Raw genomic sequence first — 16,700 nt, 5'->3', positions numbered from 1 at the left:
GGGCGTATCTGCTATCACCAACGCGTGTGGATTCCGCGTCGCGCGTCGTTGTGATGGGTGTCTTTCATTTGAATCGAACAGTTCCGGTTGGAAAGAGGCAGGGCGTAACCCTTGAGAGGATTCGTCTGGGCAGCCTGGAACTGGATGGCTTCAAGTTGTAGGTGGGCTTGTGTGGGGATGAACCTCACATGCCGCCTGCAGGTGAATCCGCTTGCGGGAGTTCGCCTTGTTATGCCTTTGGGGCGCTTCTGCGTGAGATCTTGGTTTTGCGCAGCCGGCCAGCGGTCGGCACAACCCCATCACCAGATCACCCCCTGTCACTGGTGCAACTGCTGGGCGGCATCCTGTAGATGTCGCGCATTGCCTCAGCAGAAGCCATCCAAGGCGCAAGAGTAATCCGCGTTTTCATGCCTCGCGTTCCAGCTACCGGCGGCATGTGTTGCCCGATGACGTGGCGAATGTGGTTCTTTCTAGTTGGCACAATCGGCGATCCCATTCCGGGGTGACGGAAAGAGGATGCGGCTTGGTGGCCTGGTGAGGGAGGTGAAATGATTAGTATCAGAGTATCGGCGTTGATCGTCCTGGCGCTGGCGGGATGCCAACGCGCGGAGCCCGTTACCGTCAGCGGCGTCGAAGATATATGCGCCTATCGGATGAGCGGCGGCGTGTGCCACGTCTCGCCGACCCAGCTGCTGACCGCGCCGGAGAAGCTGGCGGGCAGGGACGTCGTCGTGGTCCTCTACTACCCCGGCTTCGGAGCCCGCGTGTTGTTCTCCAGCCGCGATGCGGCGCAGAGCAACGATCTGTCATCCGGGTTCGTTGTTCCCGGCGACGACCGTGCAAGAGGGGAGGGGACGCAGCCAACGCTGGATCAGCCCGGCTATTACCGCGTGCTCGCTCACTTCGAACGCTCAAAGCCGGTGATTGTCGGTGAAGGGGTAACACCGTTGGCCGTTGTTGCCGGTCGATTTGATCGCATTGCAGAGGCGCAGCGCATGTCCTCCCTGGAGGAAATTGTGGAGGAGTGCAATGCGCTCGGAAACTGCAGCATGGGCTACTCACACGGGGTTCTGCCCATGCCAAGGCTGGAGGCCATCGACAAGAAGTAGTGTGCCGTCCCTGGCAGCGTATCGATGCGTCGAACACCCTGTGTGACATCGGCGCGGCCTGACGTTGGCCGCTTCGCCATCAGGGCGTAGCCACCGGCACCACCTGCTGCCCGATGAAATGCCGCGTTCCATCAAAGTCGTAGCCGATCTGAATCTGCCCGACGTCTGCGCAGGCATGGCAGTCGCGCAGCGGCGTGCGGTACAGCAGTCGGATGCCGCCATTGTCCAGCGGCGTGCTGCCGCCTGCCTGCGCCGGCGCGAACGGCGTCGCCTGTGGGTGGGCGGCCAGCAGGGCCTGCACGCCCGGGTCGGCACGCACGGTGTCGTCAAGCTGCACGGCGTCCACATCAATGCGCTTGCCGGCAGCATCCACCAGCCGCGTGCCTTCGTTGGTGTTGGCGCGGAACGGGTAGGCCACCGTGGCCACGCCGATGCCGTCGTGCTCATGCCAGGCGGTGACAAACGCCAGCTCACCGGCACTGGACAGTTGCCCGGCCGCCGTGACCGCATCCGCGCTGGCGCCACCGGCCTGCATCGCCTTGATCAGGCACTCGCGGGTGGCGGCCGCCTCGCCCTGGCGGCAGCTGTTCAGGTCGCCGCTCCACACCACCGCATTGCTCCAGCGCACCGTGGCATCGGCCGCCATCTTCTGCGCGCTTGGGGTAGCGGTGGGGGTCGGGGCGGTGGGTTCGGCAGGGTCTTTCTGGCAGGCGGCTAGCAGCAGCAGGCCCAGGGCAGGCAACAGACAACGGGAACGGCGCATGGCAAGTACCTCGCAGCGGTAACCGGGAGGCCACTATCGTCAAGGAGCGGTGAAAATTCTGTGGGCGCGGCATACTGGCGCGAGACATTCATGCGCAGGAGCTTTCGACGTGGCCAGTCTGCAAGGCAAGACCATTTTCATCACCGGTGGCTCGCGCGGCATCGGCCTGGCCATCGCCCTGCGCGCGGCGCGTGATGGCGCCAACGTGGCGATCGCGGCCAAGTCGTCGGTGCCCAACCCGAAGCTGCCTGGCACCATCCACAGCGCGGTCGAGGCGGTTACCGCCGCCGGCGGCCAGGGCCTGGCGCTGAAGTGCGACATCCGCGAGGAAGACCAGGTGCGCGCCGCGGTGGCCGCTACCGTGGACACCTTTGGCGGCATCGACATCCTGGTCAACAACGCCAGCGCGATCTGGCTGCGCGGCACGCTGGATACGCCAATGAAGCGCTTCGACCTGATGCAGCAGGTCAATTCGCGCGGCAGTTTCCTGTGCGCGCAGGCCTGCCTGCCGTACCTGCTGCAGGCGCCCAATCCGCACATCCTGACGCTGGCGCCGCCGCCGAGCCTGGACCCGAAATGGTGGGGCCCGCACACCGGCTACACGCTGGCCAAGATGGGCATGAGCTTTGTCACCCTGGGGCTGGCGGCCGAATTCGGTCCGCAGGGCGTGGCGGTCAATGCGCTGTGGCCGCGCACCATCATCGCCACCGATGCGATCAACATGATTCCCGGCGTGGATGTTGCTGGTTGCCGCACGCCGGAGATCCTGGCCGATGCCGCGCACGCCGTGCTGACCCGCGATGCAGCCGGCTTCAGCGGGCAGTTCCTGCTCGATGACGAGGTGCTGGCTGCGGCCGGTATCACCGACCTGAGTGGCTATGCGATGGACCCGTCGCGGCCGCTGTTGCCGGATCTGTTCCTGGATTGAAGTTACGGGCGGCATGGCGTGACGTTATCGACAGCGATTGCACGCGCAGCTGTTAAGGTGCGCACCCCGTGTTTCAGATCCCTGCCATGTCCCAGCGTGTTTCTTGTCTCTCCCTCGCCACTGCCCTCGTCGTGGCCGGCCTGCTCGGCGCCTGCAGCAAAGGCGCCTCCACCGCCGCCGATGCGCAGGGCGTGGAAAAAGTGAATGCCTACATCAACTGCTTCAACGCAGTGGAGGAGCCGATCCATCAGGGCTTCCAGCAGTACACCGGCTGGATGAAGGACGCCGACGCCGGCCCCACTGGCAAGGAAACGCAGGTGCGCGGCCCCGGCACGGTGCTGTCCCATCGCGTGGATGCGTGCAACGCCCCGATGGTGGCGGCACTGGCCATGACCCCGGCCGAGCCGGACCTGGACCCGGCGGCACGCGCGTATCAGAAGACCTTTGTCGAGCTGTACGCGCTGATCGAGCAGGCCGACCGTTACTACAGCCGCGAAGACTACCTCCGCGATGACCATGCCGGCATGCGCAGCCAGCATGCGCCGCTGATGCAGGCCTACGCGGCGTTCTTCGCCGCCGGCACCGCACTGGATGCCGCGCTGGAGAAGCGCGAGGACGAACGACGTGCCACGCAGCTCAAGGAGATCGAAGCCGACGAAGGTCGCTCGCTGGCGTACTACCAGCTCAGGATCGTGGGCGATGGCAAGCGGCTGACCCAGCTGCTCAGCGCTGATGCACCGGACCTGGCGCTGGCGCGCACCGAGCTGGCTGCATTCCAGGCGCTGTTGCAGCAGGCGCAGAACGACAAGGTCGGGCAGGGCGATGCGATGTGGGGTCACGTAGAGCGTTCGGCCGATGCGCTGGCCCGTGATGCCGGCCGCCGCATCGAACGCGTGCAGGCCAACACGCCGCTCACCCGCAGCGAGCAGATGCTGCTGCAGGGCGGTGGGCGCGCGAGCCTGCCGCAGGGGTCGGCCGAAGCGGTGATGGCCAGCTACAACGATCTGGTGGACATGGCCAACCGGATGGCGCGGTTCAGCGGCGCGCGCTGAGGGCCGCATCGGCAGGATGCCGGTAACGTGAAGCGCTCCCGCGCGACGGCGTTGCACGCACCGCCAACCCGGACCGCAGACCTGTGCGGTCCGGGTTGGTAAACTACGTCTCTGGAATCGTTTACAACACGGAGACGTTTGATGAAGCACGTTCTTTCCACGGCGGTACTGGCCGTGTCGATCACCCTGGCGCTGGCCGCCTGCGGCAACAAGTCCGCCGAGCCTGCCAAGGATGCCGCCGCCCCGGCCAGCAAGGCCGACGCCCAGGCCGAAGAGGCCGAGCAGGCGCTCACCGGCAAGCTCAACAGCTACATCGACTGCTACAACGATGTCGATTCGGGCATCCACCAAGGCATTGGGTACTACACCAGCTGGATGAAGGACCCCAAGGCCGGTCCGACCGGTCGCGAAGAGCGCCCGATCGGCCCGCCGGACCTGGACGCCAACGACCTCAAAACCTGCGATGCGGCCATTCCCACGGCGATCGCCGCCGCGCCGGCACTGCCGGAGCTGGACAAGGCGGCCAAGGCCTACCTGGACAGCCTGCACACCCTGCAGCCGCTTACCCACGCGGCATACGACTACTACAAGCGCGAAGACTTCGAAGACGACGGCTACGCGCGCGGCAAGGCAATGCATGCGCCGCTGATGGAGGCGTTGGCTGCCTTCGTGCAGGCCAGCGGTGTGTTCAGCACCGCGCTGGAGGCCGAGAACGACCGCGCCCAGCAGGCGCAGCTGCAGGCGCTGGAGAAGCAGGAAGGCCGCACCCGCACGTATTACCGCCTGGCCATCATGATGGAGGCCAAGTCGCTGATGGACCTGATGGCCGAGGATGACTTCGACGTGGTGCAGGGGCGTGCCCGACTGGATGCCTTCAATACCATCGCCGACGAAGCGCACGCCAAGGTGGCCGACCAGGAGCCGGGCAAGATGGACTGGAACAGCTTCGAGACCGCCGCGGAGAATTTCCGTCGCGAGGGCAAGGAGCGCATCAAGCGCGTGGTCGACAAGACCCCGTACACCGACTTCGAGCAGCGCATGCTGGATTCGCCGTCGCATGCCCCGCAGGGCTCGGCCGGGCGCCTGTTGAACGAGTACAACAGCCTGGTGTTCCAGAGCAACCGCCAGTAAACGGCATGGCGATCCACCCCGGTGCGTGCCGCGCGCCGGGGTGGATCGCGGTCACTGGTTGAAGGTATCGGGCAAGGTGTCGCCGCACCGGCGGCAATGCCGGGCGTCCGGTTCGTGGCCTTCCAACCCGCAGTGCGGGCAGCCACGCGCATCGCGCCGCGCCGCCAGGTCGGCCTCGCGCATGGTGCTGGCCAGTTCGGCGGTGTAGATGCCAGTGGGCACGGCAATGATGCTGTAGCCGATCAGGATCAGCACCGAGGTGACGAAGCGGCCCAGCACGGTCTGCGGCACGATGTCGCCGAACCCTACCGTGGCCATGGTCACCACCGCCCAGTACATGCTGCTGGGGATGCTGGTGAACCCGTGGTTCGGCCCCTCGATCACGTACATCAGGGTGCCGGCGATGATCGTGATGGTGACCACCGTGAACAGGAACAGCAGCACCTTGCGCCGGCTGCGCCACAGCGATTCCATCAGCACGCCGCTTTCTTCGATGTAGCGGGTCAGCTTGAGGATGCGGAACACCCGCAGGATGCGCAGGGCGCGCACCACCAGCAGGCTCTGCGCGCCGGGGATGAACAGGGACAGGTAGGTCGGCAGGATCGAGGCCAGGTCGATGATGCCCCAGATGCTGAACGCGTAGCGCAGGGGCCGTTTGACCACCACCAGCCGCAGCAGGTACTCGGCGGTGAACAGGATCGTGAAGCCCCATTCCAGCACGTACAGCCAGTCGGCATGGGCGATGTGGAAGCGCTGCACGCTGTCGAACATCACCACCAGCACGCTGGCGATGATGGCGTACACCAGCAGCAGGTCGAAATTGCGCGACGGGCGGGTGTCGTGGCGGTAGATGATCTCGAACCAGGTCCGGCGCCAGCCGGTCTCGGTGGCGGGGTTGAGCTGGGGGGCGGTGAGCGGTCGCATGCGCCGCATTGTGCCTCACCGGCCGGAAGCGCGAGAATGGGACTTTCCCGCAACCCCCTGACCGCCATGACCGCCGCTGCCACCGATCCGCTGTTGTCCCTGTCGCATTACTACCTGCCGGTGTACAAACCGCGCCAGGTGGTGCTTGAGCGCGGCCAGGGTGCGCGCGTGTGGGATACCCAGGGGCGTGAATTCATCGACCTGGCCGCCGGCATCGCCGTGTGCGGGCTGGGCCACAACGACCCGGACCTGACCGCCGCGCTGATCGAGCAGGCCGGCAAGCTGTGGCACACCAGCAACGTGTTCTACAGCGAACCGCCGCTGCGCCTGGCCGAGGAGCTGGTCACCAGCTCGCGCTTCGCCGAGCGTGTGTTCCTGTGCAATTCCGGCGCCGAAGCCAATGAAGTGGCGATCAAGCTGGTGCGCAAGTGGGCGTCCTCGAAGGGCCGCCCGGCCCACCAGCGGGTGATCGTGACCTTCCGCGGCAGCTTCCACGGCCGCACCCTGGCCGCGGTCACCGCCACCGCCCAGCCGAAGTACCAGGAAGGCTACGAGCCGCTGCCCGGCGGCTTCCGCTACGTCGATTTCAACGACGAGGTGCAGCTGGAAACCGCGATGGCCGCCGGCGACGTGGCGGCGGTGATGCTCGAGCCGATCCAGGGCGAGGGCGGGGTGATGCCGGCCAAGCCGGGCTTCCTGCAGCGCATCCGCGAGCTCTGCGACCAGCACGACGCCCTGCTGGTGCTGGATGAGATCCAGGTGGGCATGGGCCGTACCGGTACCCTGTTCGCGCATTGGCAGGAAGGCATCAAACCGGACATCGTGACCCTGGCCAAGGCCTTGGGCGGCGGTTTCCCGATCGGCGCGATGCTGGCCGGGCCGAAGGTGGCCGAGGTGATGCAGTTCGGCGCGCACGGCACCACCTTCGGCGGCAATCCGCTGGCGGCGGCGGTGGCGCGCGTGGCGCTGCGCAAGCTGTCCTCGCCGGAGATCGGGCACAACGTGGGCCGCCAGTCGCAGGCGCTGCGCGATGGCCTGGGCCGGATCAATGATGAGTTCAAGGTGTTCAGCCAGGTGCGCGGCCGCGGCCTGATGCTGGGCGCGGTGCTGGATAAGGATTTCGCCGGCCAGGCCGGTGCCATCCTGGACCACGCCGCCGATCACGGCCTGCTGACCCTGCAGGCTGGGCCGGACGTGCTGCGCTTCGTGCCGTCGCTGAACATCACCGACGAGGAAGTGGCCGAGGGCCTCAAGCGCCTGCGCGCGGCGGTGTCCTCGTTCATCGCGTCGCGATAAACCTCGCCGCTCGATTGCCATTCGGGTGGGTACCGACCGTTGGTCGGTACCCGTGTCACACCATGGCGTACCGCTTCAACACCTTGCCGATGCTGCGGCTGTCGGTCGCCGTTTCCGCCTGCAATCCCGCCTGACGTGCACCGCGCACGTTGGTGAACAGGTCATCGATGAACAGCGTGCGCCCGGCGCGTGCGCCCAGCAGTTCCACCGCCTGCACGAAGACGGCCGGGTCCGGTTTGCGTCCGCCCAGCGCACCGCTGCACAGGATGCGTCCGTGCAACGCCGTGGCCAGGGTGGGCAGGATGCGCGGGATGGTGTCGGCCATCAGCGCGCCGTTGTTGGTGAGGATCGCAATCGGCAGGCGGCAGGCGACCTGCTCGATGCGTTCGATCACCCCGGCCTGCGGCAGGGAGGCGGCGATGCGCGCCGCCTGCCACTGCGCAATGCTCAGCGTGCTGCCCAACGCAGTGCTCACCTGCTGCAGGTACAGCGTGCTGTCCAGGCCGGCGTCGTGCTGCTGCTCCAGGCCGCTGTCGAACAAGGCCGCCTGTACCTGCGCGACGCTGCAGCCGGTGCTGGCCGCCAGGTGACGCACGCGCAGGTGGCGCGCATGGCGTACCAGCACGCCATCGAAATCCAGCAGCAGGCACTCCACGGCAACGGCCATTGCGCACTCTCGTCCAGGTCCAATGCTGACCGTACCCCACCCGGGGCACGCGCTGCGACATCGCGTCGCAGGCCGGGCATGGGCACGGACTCTAGAATCGCGTGGACTGTTCGATGGAGATTGCCGTGAAACTGCTTGTTCCCGTGTTGCTCGCCGGCCTGATGCTGGCCCCGGCTGCCCATGCCCGCGTGTGTGCGGTCAGCATCGACAGCACCGACCAGATGAGCTTCAGCCAGAAGGAGATCAAGGTCGGGGCGGACTGCAGCCAGGTGAAGCTGACCCTGCGCCATACGGGCAAGCTGGCCGCCACCGCGATGGGCCACAACTGGGTGCTCACGCGGACCCCCGATTATCAGCCGGTGGCGATGGCCGGCATGCGCACGACCCTGGCCGACAGCTACCTGCCCAAGGGCGATGCACGCGTGCTGGCGCATACCGCGGTGATCGGCGGTGGGCAGACCACCAGCGTGACCTTCTCGACCGCGAAGCTGGCCAAGGGGGGCGATTACACGTTCTTCTGCTCGTTCCCGGGGCACTTCGCGATGATGAAAGGCAAGCTGGTCTTCGGGTAAGAACGTCATCGGTGCGGCGACGGCACGCGCCCTGGTCAGGTCGGTTCCCAAACGACTGCCGATGATGCGTGTGGGTGCGGCGAACGCATGACCTGTGCCGAAGCGATCTGCGCTCTGGGGTCATGCCCTCAACGAACGTTGCGCAGACCAACGGCGGTCGATCGGGATGCGACCCTACCAGCGAGGCGCATCGCCGAACGCTCTCGGCATCATGAAAACCGTTGGTGGCTCCGCGATGATGGAGGGCACGCGCTTGGTAGGGTCGGTTCCCAAACGACTGCCGATGATGCGTGTGGGTGCGGCGAACGCATCACCTGTGCCGAAGCGATCTTCGCTTTGGGGTCATGCCCTCACCGAACGTTGCGCAGACCAACGGCGGTCGATCGGGATGCGACCCTGCCAGCGAGGCACATCGCCGAATGCCCTCGGCATCATGAGAACCGTTGGTGGCTCCGCGATGATGGACGGCACGCGCCTGGTAGGGTCGGTTCCCAAACGACTGCCGATGATGCGTGTGGGTGCGGCGAACGCATGACCTGTGCCGAAGCGATCTCCGCTCTGGGGTCACGCCCTCAACGAACGTTGCGCAGACCAACGGCGGTCGATCGGGATGCGACCCTACCAGCGAGGCCCATCGCCGAACGCTCTCGGCATCATGAAAACCGTTGGTGGCTCCGCGATGATGGAAGGCACGCGCCCTGGTCGGGTCGGTTCCCAAACGACTGCCGATGATGCGTGTGGGTGCGGCGAACGCATCACCTGTGCCGAAGCGATCTTCGCTTTGGGGTCATGCCCTCACCGAACGTTGCGCAGACCAACGGCGGTCGATCGGGATGCGACCCTGCCAGCGAGGCGCATCGCCGAACGCTCTCGGCATCATGAAAACCGTTGGTGGCTCCGCGATGATGGAGGGCACGCGCCTGGTAGGGTCGGTTCCCAAACGACTGCCGATGATGCGTGTGGGTGCGGCGAACGCATCACCTGTGCCGAAGCGATCTTCGCTTTGGGGTCATGCCCTCACCGAACGTTGCGCAGACCAACGGCGGTCGATCGGGATGCGACCCTGCCAGCGAGGCACATCGCCGAATGCCCTCGGCATCATGAGAACCGTTGGCGGCTCCGCGATGATGGACGGCACGCGCCTTGGTAGGGTCGGTTCCCAAACGACTGCCGATGATGCGTGTGGGTGCGGCGAACGCATCACCTGTGCCGAAGCGATCTGCGTTCTGGGGTCATGCCCTCACCGAACGTTGCGCAGACCAACGGCGGTCGATCGGGATGCGACCCTGCCAGCGAGGCACATCGCCGAATGCCCTCGGCATCATGAGAACCGTTGGCGGCTCCGCGATGATGGAAGGCACGCGCCTTGGTAGGGTCGGTTCCCAAACGACTGCCGTTGATGCGTGTGGGTGCGGCGAACGCATGACCTGTGCCGAAGCGATCTGCGTTCTGGGGTCATGCCCTCAACGAACGTTGCGCAGACCAACGGCGGTCGATCGGGATGCGACCCTACCAGCGAGGCCCATCGCCGAACGCCCCCGGTTCCCTCCTGCATCGCCGAAGGCCATGGACCGGGGCCGATCCGTCGCCCCCGCCCTTGACCGGGGCCGATCCGTCGTCCCGGCCGTCGTCCGGTACCCGATCAGCCCTTGACCACCTTGAACGCCTCGCGGGCGGCGTCGATGGTCGCGTCGATCACGCTGTCGTCGTGCGCGCTCGACATGAAGCCGGCCTCGTACGCCGACGGGGCCAGGAACACGCCGCGCTCCAGCATCGCGTGGAAGAAGGTGTTGAACGCAGTGATGTCACAGGCGGTGGCCTGGGCGTAGGTGTCCACCTTCTGGTCGGTGAAGAACAGCCCGAACATGCCGCCCACCTGGGTAGTGGTCACGGGCACGCCGGCCTCGGCCGCCGCCGCTTCCAGCCCGGCGCACAGGCGCGCGCTGGCCGCGCTGAGGCGGTCATGGAAGCCCGGTTCCTGCACCAGTTCCAGCATCGCAAGGCCGGCGGCCATCGCCACCGGGTTGCCGCTGAGCGTGCCGGCCTGGTAGATCGGGCCGGCCGGGGCGATCTGCGACATCAGGTTGGCACGGCCGCCGTAGGCACCCACCGGCATGCCGCCGCCGATGATCTTGCCGAAGGTGGTCAGGTCCGGGGTGATGCCGTAGTGGGCCTGCGCACCGCCGAGGGCGACGCGGAACCCGGTCATCACCTCATCGAAGATCAACAGCGCGCCGTACTGGGTGCACAGCGCGCGCAGGTGCTGCAGGTAGCCGTCGCGCGGCGGAATGCAGTTGGCGTTGCCCACCACCGGCTCGATGATCAGCCCGGCGATGTGCTCGCCCTGTTCGGCGAACAGCGCGGTGGCAGCCTCGAAATCGTTGTAGGGCAGGGTAAGGGTGAGTTCGCTCAGGCCGGCGGGCACGCCCGGCGAGGTGGGCACGCCCAGGGTCAGCATGCCGCTGCCGGCCTTGACCAGGAACGAGTCGCCGTGGCCGTGGTAGCAGCCTTCGAACTTGACGATGCGATTGCGCCCGGTGGCACCACGCGCCAGCCGGATCGCCGACAGCGTGGCTTCGGTGCCGGAGTTGACCATGCGCACCATCTGGCACGACGGGATCAGCCGGGTGAGGGTTTCGGCCATCACCACTTCGGCCTCGCACGGCGCGCCGAACGACAGGCCGTTGTTGATCGCATGCTTGACCGCCTGGCGCACGGCCGGGTGGTTGTGGCCGACGATCATCGGGCCCCACGACCCCACGTAGTCGATGTAGCGGTTGCCATCCACGTCGTACAGGTACGGGCCATCGGCGCGCTGCACGAAGAACGGCTCGCCGCCGACCGACTTGAACGCGCGCACCGGCGAGTTGACACCGCCCGGCAGCAGCTTCTGGGCGCGGGTGAACAGGGCGTGGGACTGGTCGTGGTTCATGGGGTGTCCTGGGTCTTACGGAAACTGGGCGAGGAAAGCGCGCTGGGTGGCGACCGGATCGGGGGCGGCAAAAATGCCGCTGACCACGGCCACCAGCTCGGCACCGGCCGCGATGATGGGACCCACATTGTCCGGGCTGAGCCCGCCGATCGCCACCCGCGGTACGCCCAGTGCGGCGCTTTGCCGCAGCAGGTCCGGCGTGGCACGGCTGGAGGTGACCTTGGTGGTGGTGGGGAAGAACGCGCCGAACGCCACGTAGCTGGCGCCCTCGGCCACGGCACGTTCGGCATTGGCCAGCTGGTCGTAGCAGGACGCGCCGATGATGGCGTCGGGGCCCAGCAGGGCACGCGCGGCGCCGATGTCGCCGTCGGTGCCGCCCAGGTGCACGCCGGCGGCGCCCACGGCCTGGGCCAGTGCCGGGTCGTCATTGATGATCAACGGCACCCCATGCTGGGCGCACAGTGCCTGCAGCGCGGTGGCCTGCTGCAGGTGCAGGGCGGCTGCGGCGGTCTTGTTGCGGTACTGCAGCCAGGTCGCGCCGGCGGCCAGCAGCGGCGCGGTACGCGCCAGCAGGCGGGCGGTGTCGGCCTCGTCGGGGGTGATCAGGTAGACGCCGCGTGGGCGCAGGGGGGAGGCTGAAGCAGAATTCATCGGTGGCTACCGGTAGCACGACGGGAGTGGGACAATGGCGGTCGCCCGTTTTTGTCCAGCCGTGATTATCCAATGACCGATGCCACCGCCACCACTTTCCGCACCTGGATGTGCGTTGTCTGCGGCTTTCTGTACAGGGAAGAAGACGGCCTGCCGGAAGAAGGCATTGCGCCGGGCACGCGCTGGGAAGACATTCCCGACACCTGGACCTGCCCCGATTGCGGCGTGACCAAGGACGATTTCGAGATGGTCGAGGTCGATTGACCGGCGGGTATCGACCGTTGGTCGATACGCCCCCTCGTCAATGCAACCGCGGCGCCCGTCCGCCCAGTTCCACCAGCTTCTCGCGCACCCACTGCGCATCGGTGGCCTGACGGTTGCGTTGCAGGTACAGCGCCAGGTCATGGCGCGCCCCGGCCTCGTAATCCAGGTTCAGGTACGCCAGGCCGCGGTCACGCAGCGCATCGTCCTGTTCGGGCGCCAGCTTGAGCAGGCGGTCGGCACTGCGCGCGGCGCGGTCCCATTCGCCGCGCTCCACATACACGCCGTGCAGGTTGCGCAGCATGCGCATCAGGATCGCGCGTGCCGGGGCGGCATCCAGGATCTGCGCCAGCACGTGGTCGTCCGGGGTTTCGCCGCCCAGGTGCGAGCGGGCGCGTTCGCGCAGTTCTTCCACGTCCAGCGGGCGGCCGCCGTTGTAGGGGTCCATCACCAGCACCCCGTCGTCCACCGGCAGGCGCACCAGGAAGTGCCCCGGGAAGGACACCCCGTCCAGCGGAATGCCCAGCCGGCGCGCGACTTCCATCTGCACCAGGGCCAGCGAGATCGGATTGCCCAGGCGGCGTTCGAACACCTGGTTGAGGTAGCTGTTGCGTGGGTCGTAGTACTCGCCGTGGTCGCCGCCATAGCCCAGTTCGTCGAACAGGTGGCGGTTCACTGCGGCGATCTTCAGCGGCCAGTGCTCGATGGTGTCCACCTCGGTACGCAGGTGGTCGGCATGGGCCTGCACCACCGCGTCGTAGACGGTGGGGTCCAGGTCGGGGTATTCGTCGCGGGCGATCAGCAGTGCCGTGGGCAACAGCGGCAGGGCCTCGTCATCCAGCTCGGCCAGTGAATCCCACGTCGGCAATGTGATCTGCCCCTGCATGGCTACAGACTGGCGACAAACGCAGCCGGTTTCAAGGGCTTCAGCGCCGGATCACGCCCGCCGGTAGAGCCGACCGTTGATCGGCTGAGCGGAAACGTTGAGGAGGGCCAGGGGCGGCCGACCAACGGTCGGCTCTACCCCGGGCGGGGACGCGGTGTCAGCGGTCGGCGATGCCCGGGCCGAAGGTGATCTCGGTGCCGTCCTTCAAGCCCAGCTTTTCGGCCTGGCCGGCATTGAGCTCCAGCACGTAACGGGCCGGGCCGCTGCTGGGGTAGGGCGGGCAACGGTCGCCGGCCGAGCACGGCGGCACATCGCGCTGCTGGCTGACCAGCCGGCGCTGTTCGTCGAAGTACAGGATGTCCAGCGCGATCTTGGTGTTCTTCATCCAGTACGCCTGCAGTTCCTCGCGCTCGTGCAGGAACAACATGCCATGGTCGGCATCCATCTGGTCGCGGAACATCAGCCCGCGCGCGCGGCTGGCGTCATCGCGGGCCAGTTCCACCTGGTAGCGGGCACCGCTCAGTTCCACCCAGTGGCGGGTGCCGCTGCTGGCGCAGCCGGTCAGGGTCATCAGGAGCAGCAGCGGCAACAGGCGGATCAGCGACATCGGGGTCTACCTCGGCAGGAAGAAGGCCGGCCATCGTGGGCCGGCCGCGGAATCAGAATACGCGGGGCGGCTCGCCGCCGACGATCACCACGTCGGCCGGGCGCCGCGCGAACAGGCCCACGCTCACCACGCCGGGCAGCTGGTTGAGCTCGCGCTCAAGCTTGACCGGGTCGGTGATCTGCAGGTGGTGGATGTCCAGGATCACGTTGCCGTTGTCGGTGACCACGCCTTCGCGCCAGGCCGGCTGGCCGCCGGTCATGTCCAGGATGCGGCGCGCGATCAGGCTGCGGGCCATCGGGATCACTTCCACCGGCAGCGGGAAGCGCCCCAGCACGGGCACCTGCTTGCTCGGGTCGATGATGCACACGAAGCGCTCGCTGGCCTCGGCGATGATCTTCTCGCGGGTCAGCGCGGCGCCGCCGCCCTTGATCAGGCACTTGTTGCCGTCGCACTCGTCGGCGCCGTCCACGTACAGCGACAGGTTGCCGGTGTGGTTGAGCTCCATCACCTCGATACCGTGCGACTTCAGCTGGGCGGTGCTCTGCTCGGAGCTGGACACGGTGCCCTTGATGCGGTGCTTGATGCGGGCCAGGCCGTCGATGAAGTAGGCAACGGTGGACCCGGTGCCGACCCCGACGATCATGCCGTCTTCGACGTATTCCAGGGCTTTTTCAGCAGCCAGGCGCTTGGCTTCGGACATGGCGGGCAACTCTATGAGGGAAAGGGGGAATCAGTGTTTTTCAAGCGACAGCAGCAGCTTCCACTGCGCGGCGGTCACCGGCAGGATCGACAGGCGGTTGCCGCGCGCGGTCAGCGGAAAACCTTCGCCCAGCGCATCGGCGTGCAGCTTGATCTCGTCCAGCGAAATGGTGTCGCGCAGTTTGCGCTCGAAGGCCACGTCCACCAGCATCCAGCGCGGTTCTTCGCGGGTGGCCTTGGGGTCGTAGTAGTCGGATTTGGGGTTGAACTGGGTGTCGTCCGGGTAGGCCTCGCTGGCCACCGTGGCAATGCCGACGATGCCGGGCACCTTGGTATTGGAGTGGTAGAACAGCACCCCGTCGCCGACCTTCATGCCGTCGCGCATGAAGTTGCGCGCCTGGTAGTTGCGCACGCCGTTCCAGGGCTCACGGCCCACGCGCTGCAGATCGTCGATGGAAAAGGCGTCCGGTTCGGACTTCATCAGCCAGTAGCGCTTGCGTGCGGTCATGCGGAGTCTTTGATTACGGTAGGTGCCGACCGTTGGCCGGTACGCAGACGAGGGTGGAGATGTCGGTGCAGATCGCATCCACCGCGACATCCCAGGGCTGTACCGGCAGGTCATCGACCTGCTGCACCGAGAAGCCGACCCCCACCAGCCACGGCGGTGCTGGGCGCTGGTGGCGGAACGCGAAGCTGCGATCATACCAGCCGCCTCCCATGCCCAGGCGCCGGCCCTGCGCGTCGAAACCGACCAGGGGCGCCACCACCAGTGTCATCTGCTCCGGTGCCAGGGTGGCCTCCAGTGCGATGTCCGGTTCGGGAATGCCGTAGCGGTTGGCGGTCAGTGGCTGGCCGGGTCGCCACGGCGCGAAGCGCAGCGTGTCGCCGGCGAGGATCGGCAGGCAGTACTGCAGCGCGTCGGGCAGCTGCATCTGCCAGCGGTGCAGGGCGATTTCGCCATCCATCGCCCAGTACCCGGCAACGAAGCCGTGTGCAGGGGCGAAGGGGAGCTGGAGCAGGCGATCGGCCAGATGTTCGGCGGCGGCCAGGCGCTGCGCGGCGGGGATGTCTCGGCGGCGTTGGCGCAGCTGCTGGCGCAGTGCGGAGCGCGGGTCGGTCATGCCTGGGTCCGGGGCGTGGTGCGGGCGCGGATAAAACAAGAGCGACGTCCCGGTAGGGGCGTCGCTCTTGCAGGAATACTGCATTCTCCGCGGTGACGATGCGTGCGAAACGACCTTGAACCCGGGGTTCAAGTGGGTACGCTGGGGTTCCTTCGGGCTTCCCGCTACAAGGCGGACTTGCACTCCCGGCGCCGTCGCGCACCCGTGGTCGTAATTAAGGGACAAGGCGAATGTTTGCACACGCCGTCGTTCACAGCAGAGAACGCGTCGCCATTATAGCCAAGCGCGCGCCGAGGGATAGGCCGTTCGTCGGTCGGATTGCACCTGAATTCAGATCGATGAAGGCCATGCGATGGCCTTGTTGAATGGAACATGCCGTGGAACATCGGCCGTTGGTCGGCTGCATGACAATTTCGGGGCGCCGACCAACGGTCGGCTCTACCGCCGGCGGCTCACGCCCCGTCGATCGCCCGGTCCAGCCGCCGGTTCAAATCGGCCAGGGTCTGCTGCAGTGCCACGCCCTGGCGGGCGTGTTCATCGCGCAGCTGCTGCAGTTCATGGGCCAGATTCAAGGCGGCCAGCACGGCCACCCGGTCCACGGCGGCCATGCGGTTGCTGCCGCGGATCTCGCGCATCTTCGCATCCAGCAGGCGGGCCGCTGCGGTGAGGATTTCTTTCTCTTCCGGGCCCACGCCCACCGTGTATTCACGGTCCAGGATGCGGACACTGACCGGTTCGGTCTGGCTCATGTGTGCTGCTCCAGGGACTTGAGGCGGGTGATCATCGCTTCGACCCGGGAGCGGGCCTGTTCGTTCTTGGCCAGCAGCTGGGAGCGCTCGGCCACCAGTTGCTCCTGCTGATGGCGGAGGCTGCGGTTCTCCTCGGCCAGGCGCTGGTTGCGTTCCAGCAACGCCTCCACCCGGGCGGCGAAGGCCTGCAATTGGGTGATGGCGTCGGAAGGTTCCATGCCCGGCACGATAGGCAAGGGCGGTGGAGCCGGTCAAGCGAATAATGACGGGGGCTTCAGCAGGGGTCGGGTTACCCCCGCAGCGCCTGCCCGGGAACGCGATGGCAACCCGACGGCCACGGGCGGATTGCTAC

The 16,700-nt window shown here is 66.9% G+C and carries 19 protein-coding genes and 1 other RNA gene; 7 read left to right on the top strand and 13 right to left on the bottom strand.

From position 1 onward, the window contains the following. The first annotated feature begins 548 nt into the window (after nt 1-548). Complete coding sequence (locus tag AC6CHL_RS06205) at nt 549-1,109, top strand: hypothetical protein (RefSeq protein ID WP_498293835.1); 561 nt, start codon at nt 549-551, stop codon at nt 1,107-1,109. Nucleotides 1,110-1,188: 79 nt separating this feature from the next. Here AC6CHL_RS06205 and AC6CHL_RS06200 read toward each other — a convergent pair whose 3' ends face one another. After that, complete coding sequence (locus tag AC6CHL_RS06200; RefSeq protein WP_498293833.1) at nt 1,189-1,872, bottom strand: hypothetical protein; 684 nt, start codon at nt 1,870-1,872, stop codon at nt 1,189-1,191. Between the two features lie 109 nt (nt 1,873-1,981). Here AC6CHL_RS06200 and AC6CHL_RS06195 point away from each other — a divergent pair, with 109 nt between their 5' ends. From AC6CHL_RS06195 to AC6CHL_RS06185, 3 genes are all read left to right on the top strand, one after another. Next, nucleotides 1,982-2,800, top strand: coding sequence for an SDR family oxidoreductase (locus tag AC6CHL_RS06195; protein ID WP_038686455.1), 819 nt, complete (start codon nt 1,982-1,984; stop codon nt 2,798-2,800). Nucleotides 2,801-2,886: 86 nt separating this feature from the next. Further along, nucleotides 2,887-3,852: a YiiG family protein gene (locus AC6CHL_RS06190; protein ID WP_498294012.1), complete on the top strand. Its 966-nt coding sequence runs from the start codon at nt 2,887-2,889 to the stop codon at nt 3,850-3,852. Between the two features lie 141 nt (nt 3,853-3,993). After that, the gene (locus tag AC6CHL_RS06185) at nt 3,994-4,983 is read left to right on the top strand and encodes a YiiG family protein (RefSeq protein WP_498293831.1); all 990 of its coding nucleotides are present in this window, start codon (nt 3,994-3,996) and stop codon (nt 4,981-4,983) included. Between the two features lie 51 nt (nt 4,984-5,034). Here AC6CHL_RS06185 and AC6CHL_RS06180 read toward each other — a convergent pair whose 3' ends face one another. Next, nucleotides 5,035-5,907, bottom strand: a complete 873-nt coding sequence (locus tag AC6CHL_RS06180) for an ion transporter (RefSeq protein ID WP_448134335.1) — start codon at nt 5,905-5,907, stop codon at nt 5,035-5,037. 66 nt (nt 5,908-5,973) lie between these two features. Here AC6CHL_RS06180 and AC6CHL_RS06175 point away from each other — a divergent pair, with 66 nt between their 5' ends. Next, nucleotides 5,974-7,203, top strand: coding sequence for an acetylornithine transaminase (locus AC6CHL_RS06175; RefSeq protein ID WP_498294010.1), 1,230 nt, complete (start codon nt 5,974-5,976; stop codon nt 7,201-7,203). Nucleotides 7,204-7,258: 55 nt separating this feature from the next. Here AC6CHL_RS06175 and AC6CHL_RS06170 read toward each other — a convergent pair whose 3' ends face one another. Continuing rightward, nucleotides 7,259-7,870, bottom strand: coding sequence for an HAD-IA family hydrolase (locus tag AC6CHL_RS06170; protein WP_498293829.1), 612 nt, complete (start codon nt 7,868-7,870; stop codon nt 7,259-7,261). 113 nt (nt 7,871-7,983) lie between these two features. On the opposite strand from AC6CHL_RS06170, the gene azu reads away from it, so the two are divergent. Further along, the gene (azu, locus tag AC6CHL_RS06165; protein WP_498293827.1) at nt 7,984-8,442 is read left to right on the top strand and encodes an azurin; all 459 of its coding nucleotides are present in this window, start codon (nt 7,984-7,986) and stop codon (nt 8,440-8,442) included. 1,642 nt (nt 8,443-10,084) lie between these two features. Here azu and hemL read toward each other — a convergent pair. Further along, nucleotides 10,085-11,374: a glutamate-1-semialdehyde 2,1-aminomutase gene (gene hemL / locus AC6CHL_RS06160; protein ID WP_498293825.1), complete on the bottom strand. Its 1,290-nt coding sequence runs from the start codon at nt 11,372-11,374 to the stop codon at nt 10,085-10,087. Nucleotides 11,375-11,389: 15 nt separating this feature from the next. Continuing rightward, complete coding sequence (thiE, locus tag AC6CHL_RS06155; protein ID WP_498293823.1) at nt 11,390-12,025, bottom strand: thiamine phosphate synthase; 636 nt, start codon at nt 12,023-12,025, stop codon at nt 11,390-11,392. A gap of 72 nt (nt 12,026-12,097) precedes the next feature. On the opposite strand from thiE, the gene AC6CHL_RS06150 reads away from it, so the two are divergent. Continuing rightward, nucleotides 12,098-12,289, top strand: a complete 192-nt coding sequence (locus AC6CHL_RS06150; protein WP_037553342.1) for a rubredoxin — start codon at nt 12,098-12,100, stop codon at nt 12,287-12,289. A gap of 37 nt (nt 12,290-12,326) precedes the next feature. On the opposite strand, the gene AC6CHL_RS06145 is transcribed toward AC6CHL_RS06150, so the two are convergent. The 8 genes from AC6CHL_RS06145 to AC6CHL_RS06110 all read right to left on the bottom strand — a co-directional run bounded on the left by AC6CHL_RS06145 (nt 12,327) and on the right by AC6CHL_RS06110 (nt 16,566). Further along, entirely contained in the window at nt 12,327-13,172 is an 846-nt protein-coding gene (locus tag AC6CHL_RS06145; RefSeq protein ID WP_038686470.1) for a SirB1 family protein, read from the bottom strand. Nucleotides 13,173-13,329: 157 nt separating this feature from the next. Further along, nucleotides 13,330-13,779 carry a DUF192 domain-containing protein gene (locus AC6CHL_RS06140; RefSeq protein ID WP_038686472.1) on the bottom strand — a complete coding sequence of 150 codons (450 nt, stop codon included), beginning with the start codon at nt 13,777-13,779 and terminating at the stop codon, nt 13,330-13,332. 52 nt (nt 13,780-13,831) lie between these two features. Continuing rightward, on the bottom strand, nt 13,832-14,479 hold the full coding sequence (gene rpiA / locus AC6CHL_RS06135) for a ribose-5-phosphate isomerase RpiA (RefSeq protein WP_038686473.1): 648 nt from the start codon (nt 14,477-14,479) through the stop codon (nt 13,832-13,834). A gap of 30 nt (nt 14,480-14,509) precedes the next feature. After that, nucleotides 14,510-14,986 carry an EVE domain-containing protein gene (locus AC6CHL_RS06130; RefSeq protein WP_137190237.1) on the bottom strand — a complete coding sequence of 159 codons (477 nt, stop codon included), beginning with the start codon at nt 14,984-14,986 and terminating at the stop codon, nt 14,510-14,512. A 13-nt stretch (nt 14,987-14,999) separates the two neighbouring features. Then, nucleotides 15,000-15,599 carry a 5-formyltetrahydrofolate cyclo-ligase gene (locus tag AC6CHL_RS06125; RefSeq protein WP_038686478.1) on the bottom strand — a complete coding sequence of 200 codons (600 nt, stop codon included), beginning with the start codon at nt 15,597-15,599 and terminating at the stop codon, nt 15,000-15,002. 80 nt (nt 15,600-15,679) lie between these two features. Continuing rightward, a non-coding RNA gene (gene ssrS / locus AC6CHL_RS06120) (6S RNA) lies at nt 15,680-15,864 on the bottom strand. 187 nt (nt 15,865-16,051) lie between these two features. Continuing rightward, the gene (locus AC6CHL_RS06115; RefSeq protein WP_038686480.1) at nt 16,052-16,348 is read right to left on the bottom strand and encodes a cell division protein ZapA; all 297 of its coding nucleotides are present in this window, start codon (nt 16,346-16,348) and stop codon (nt 16,052-16,054) included. Beyond that, nucleotides 16,345-16,566 (bottom strand): TIGR02449 family protein, encoded by a 222-nt coding sequence (locus tag AC6CHL_RS06110; RefSeq protein ID WP_038686482.1) that lies wholly within the window; start codon nt 16,564-16,566, stop codon nt 16,345-16,347. Before AC6CHL_RS06110 ends, AC6CHL_RS06115 begins: the two co-directional genes overlap by 4 nt. Nucleotides 16,567-16,700: the final 134 nt, after the last annotated feature.

The sequence above is a fragment of the Stenotrophomonas sp. GQ19 genome (genome assembly GCF_059758695.1).
The sequence above is the reverse complement of the archived record's forward strand: the minus strand, read 5'-3'. Positions and strand labels throughout refer to the sequence as shown.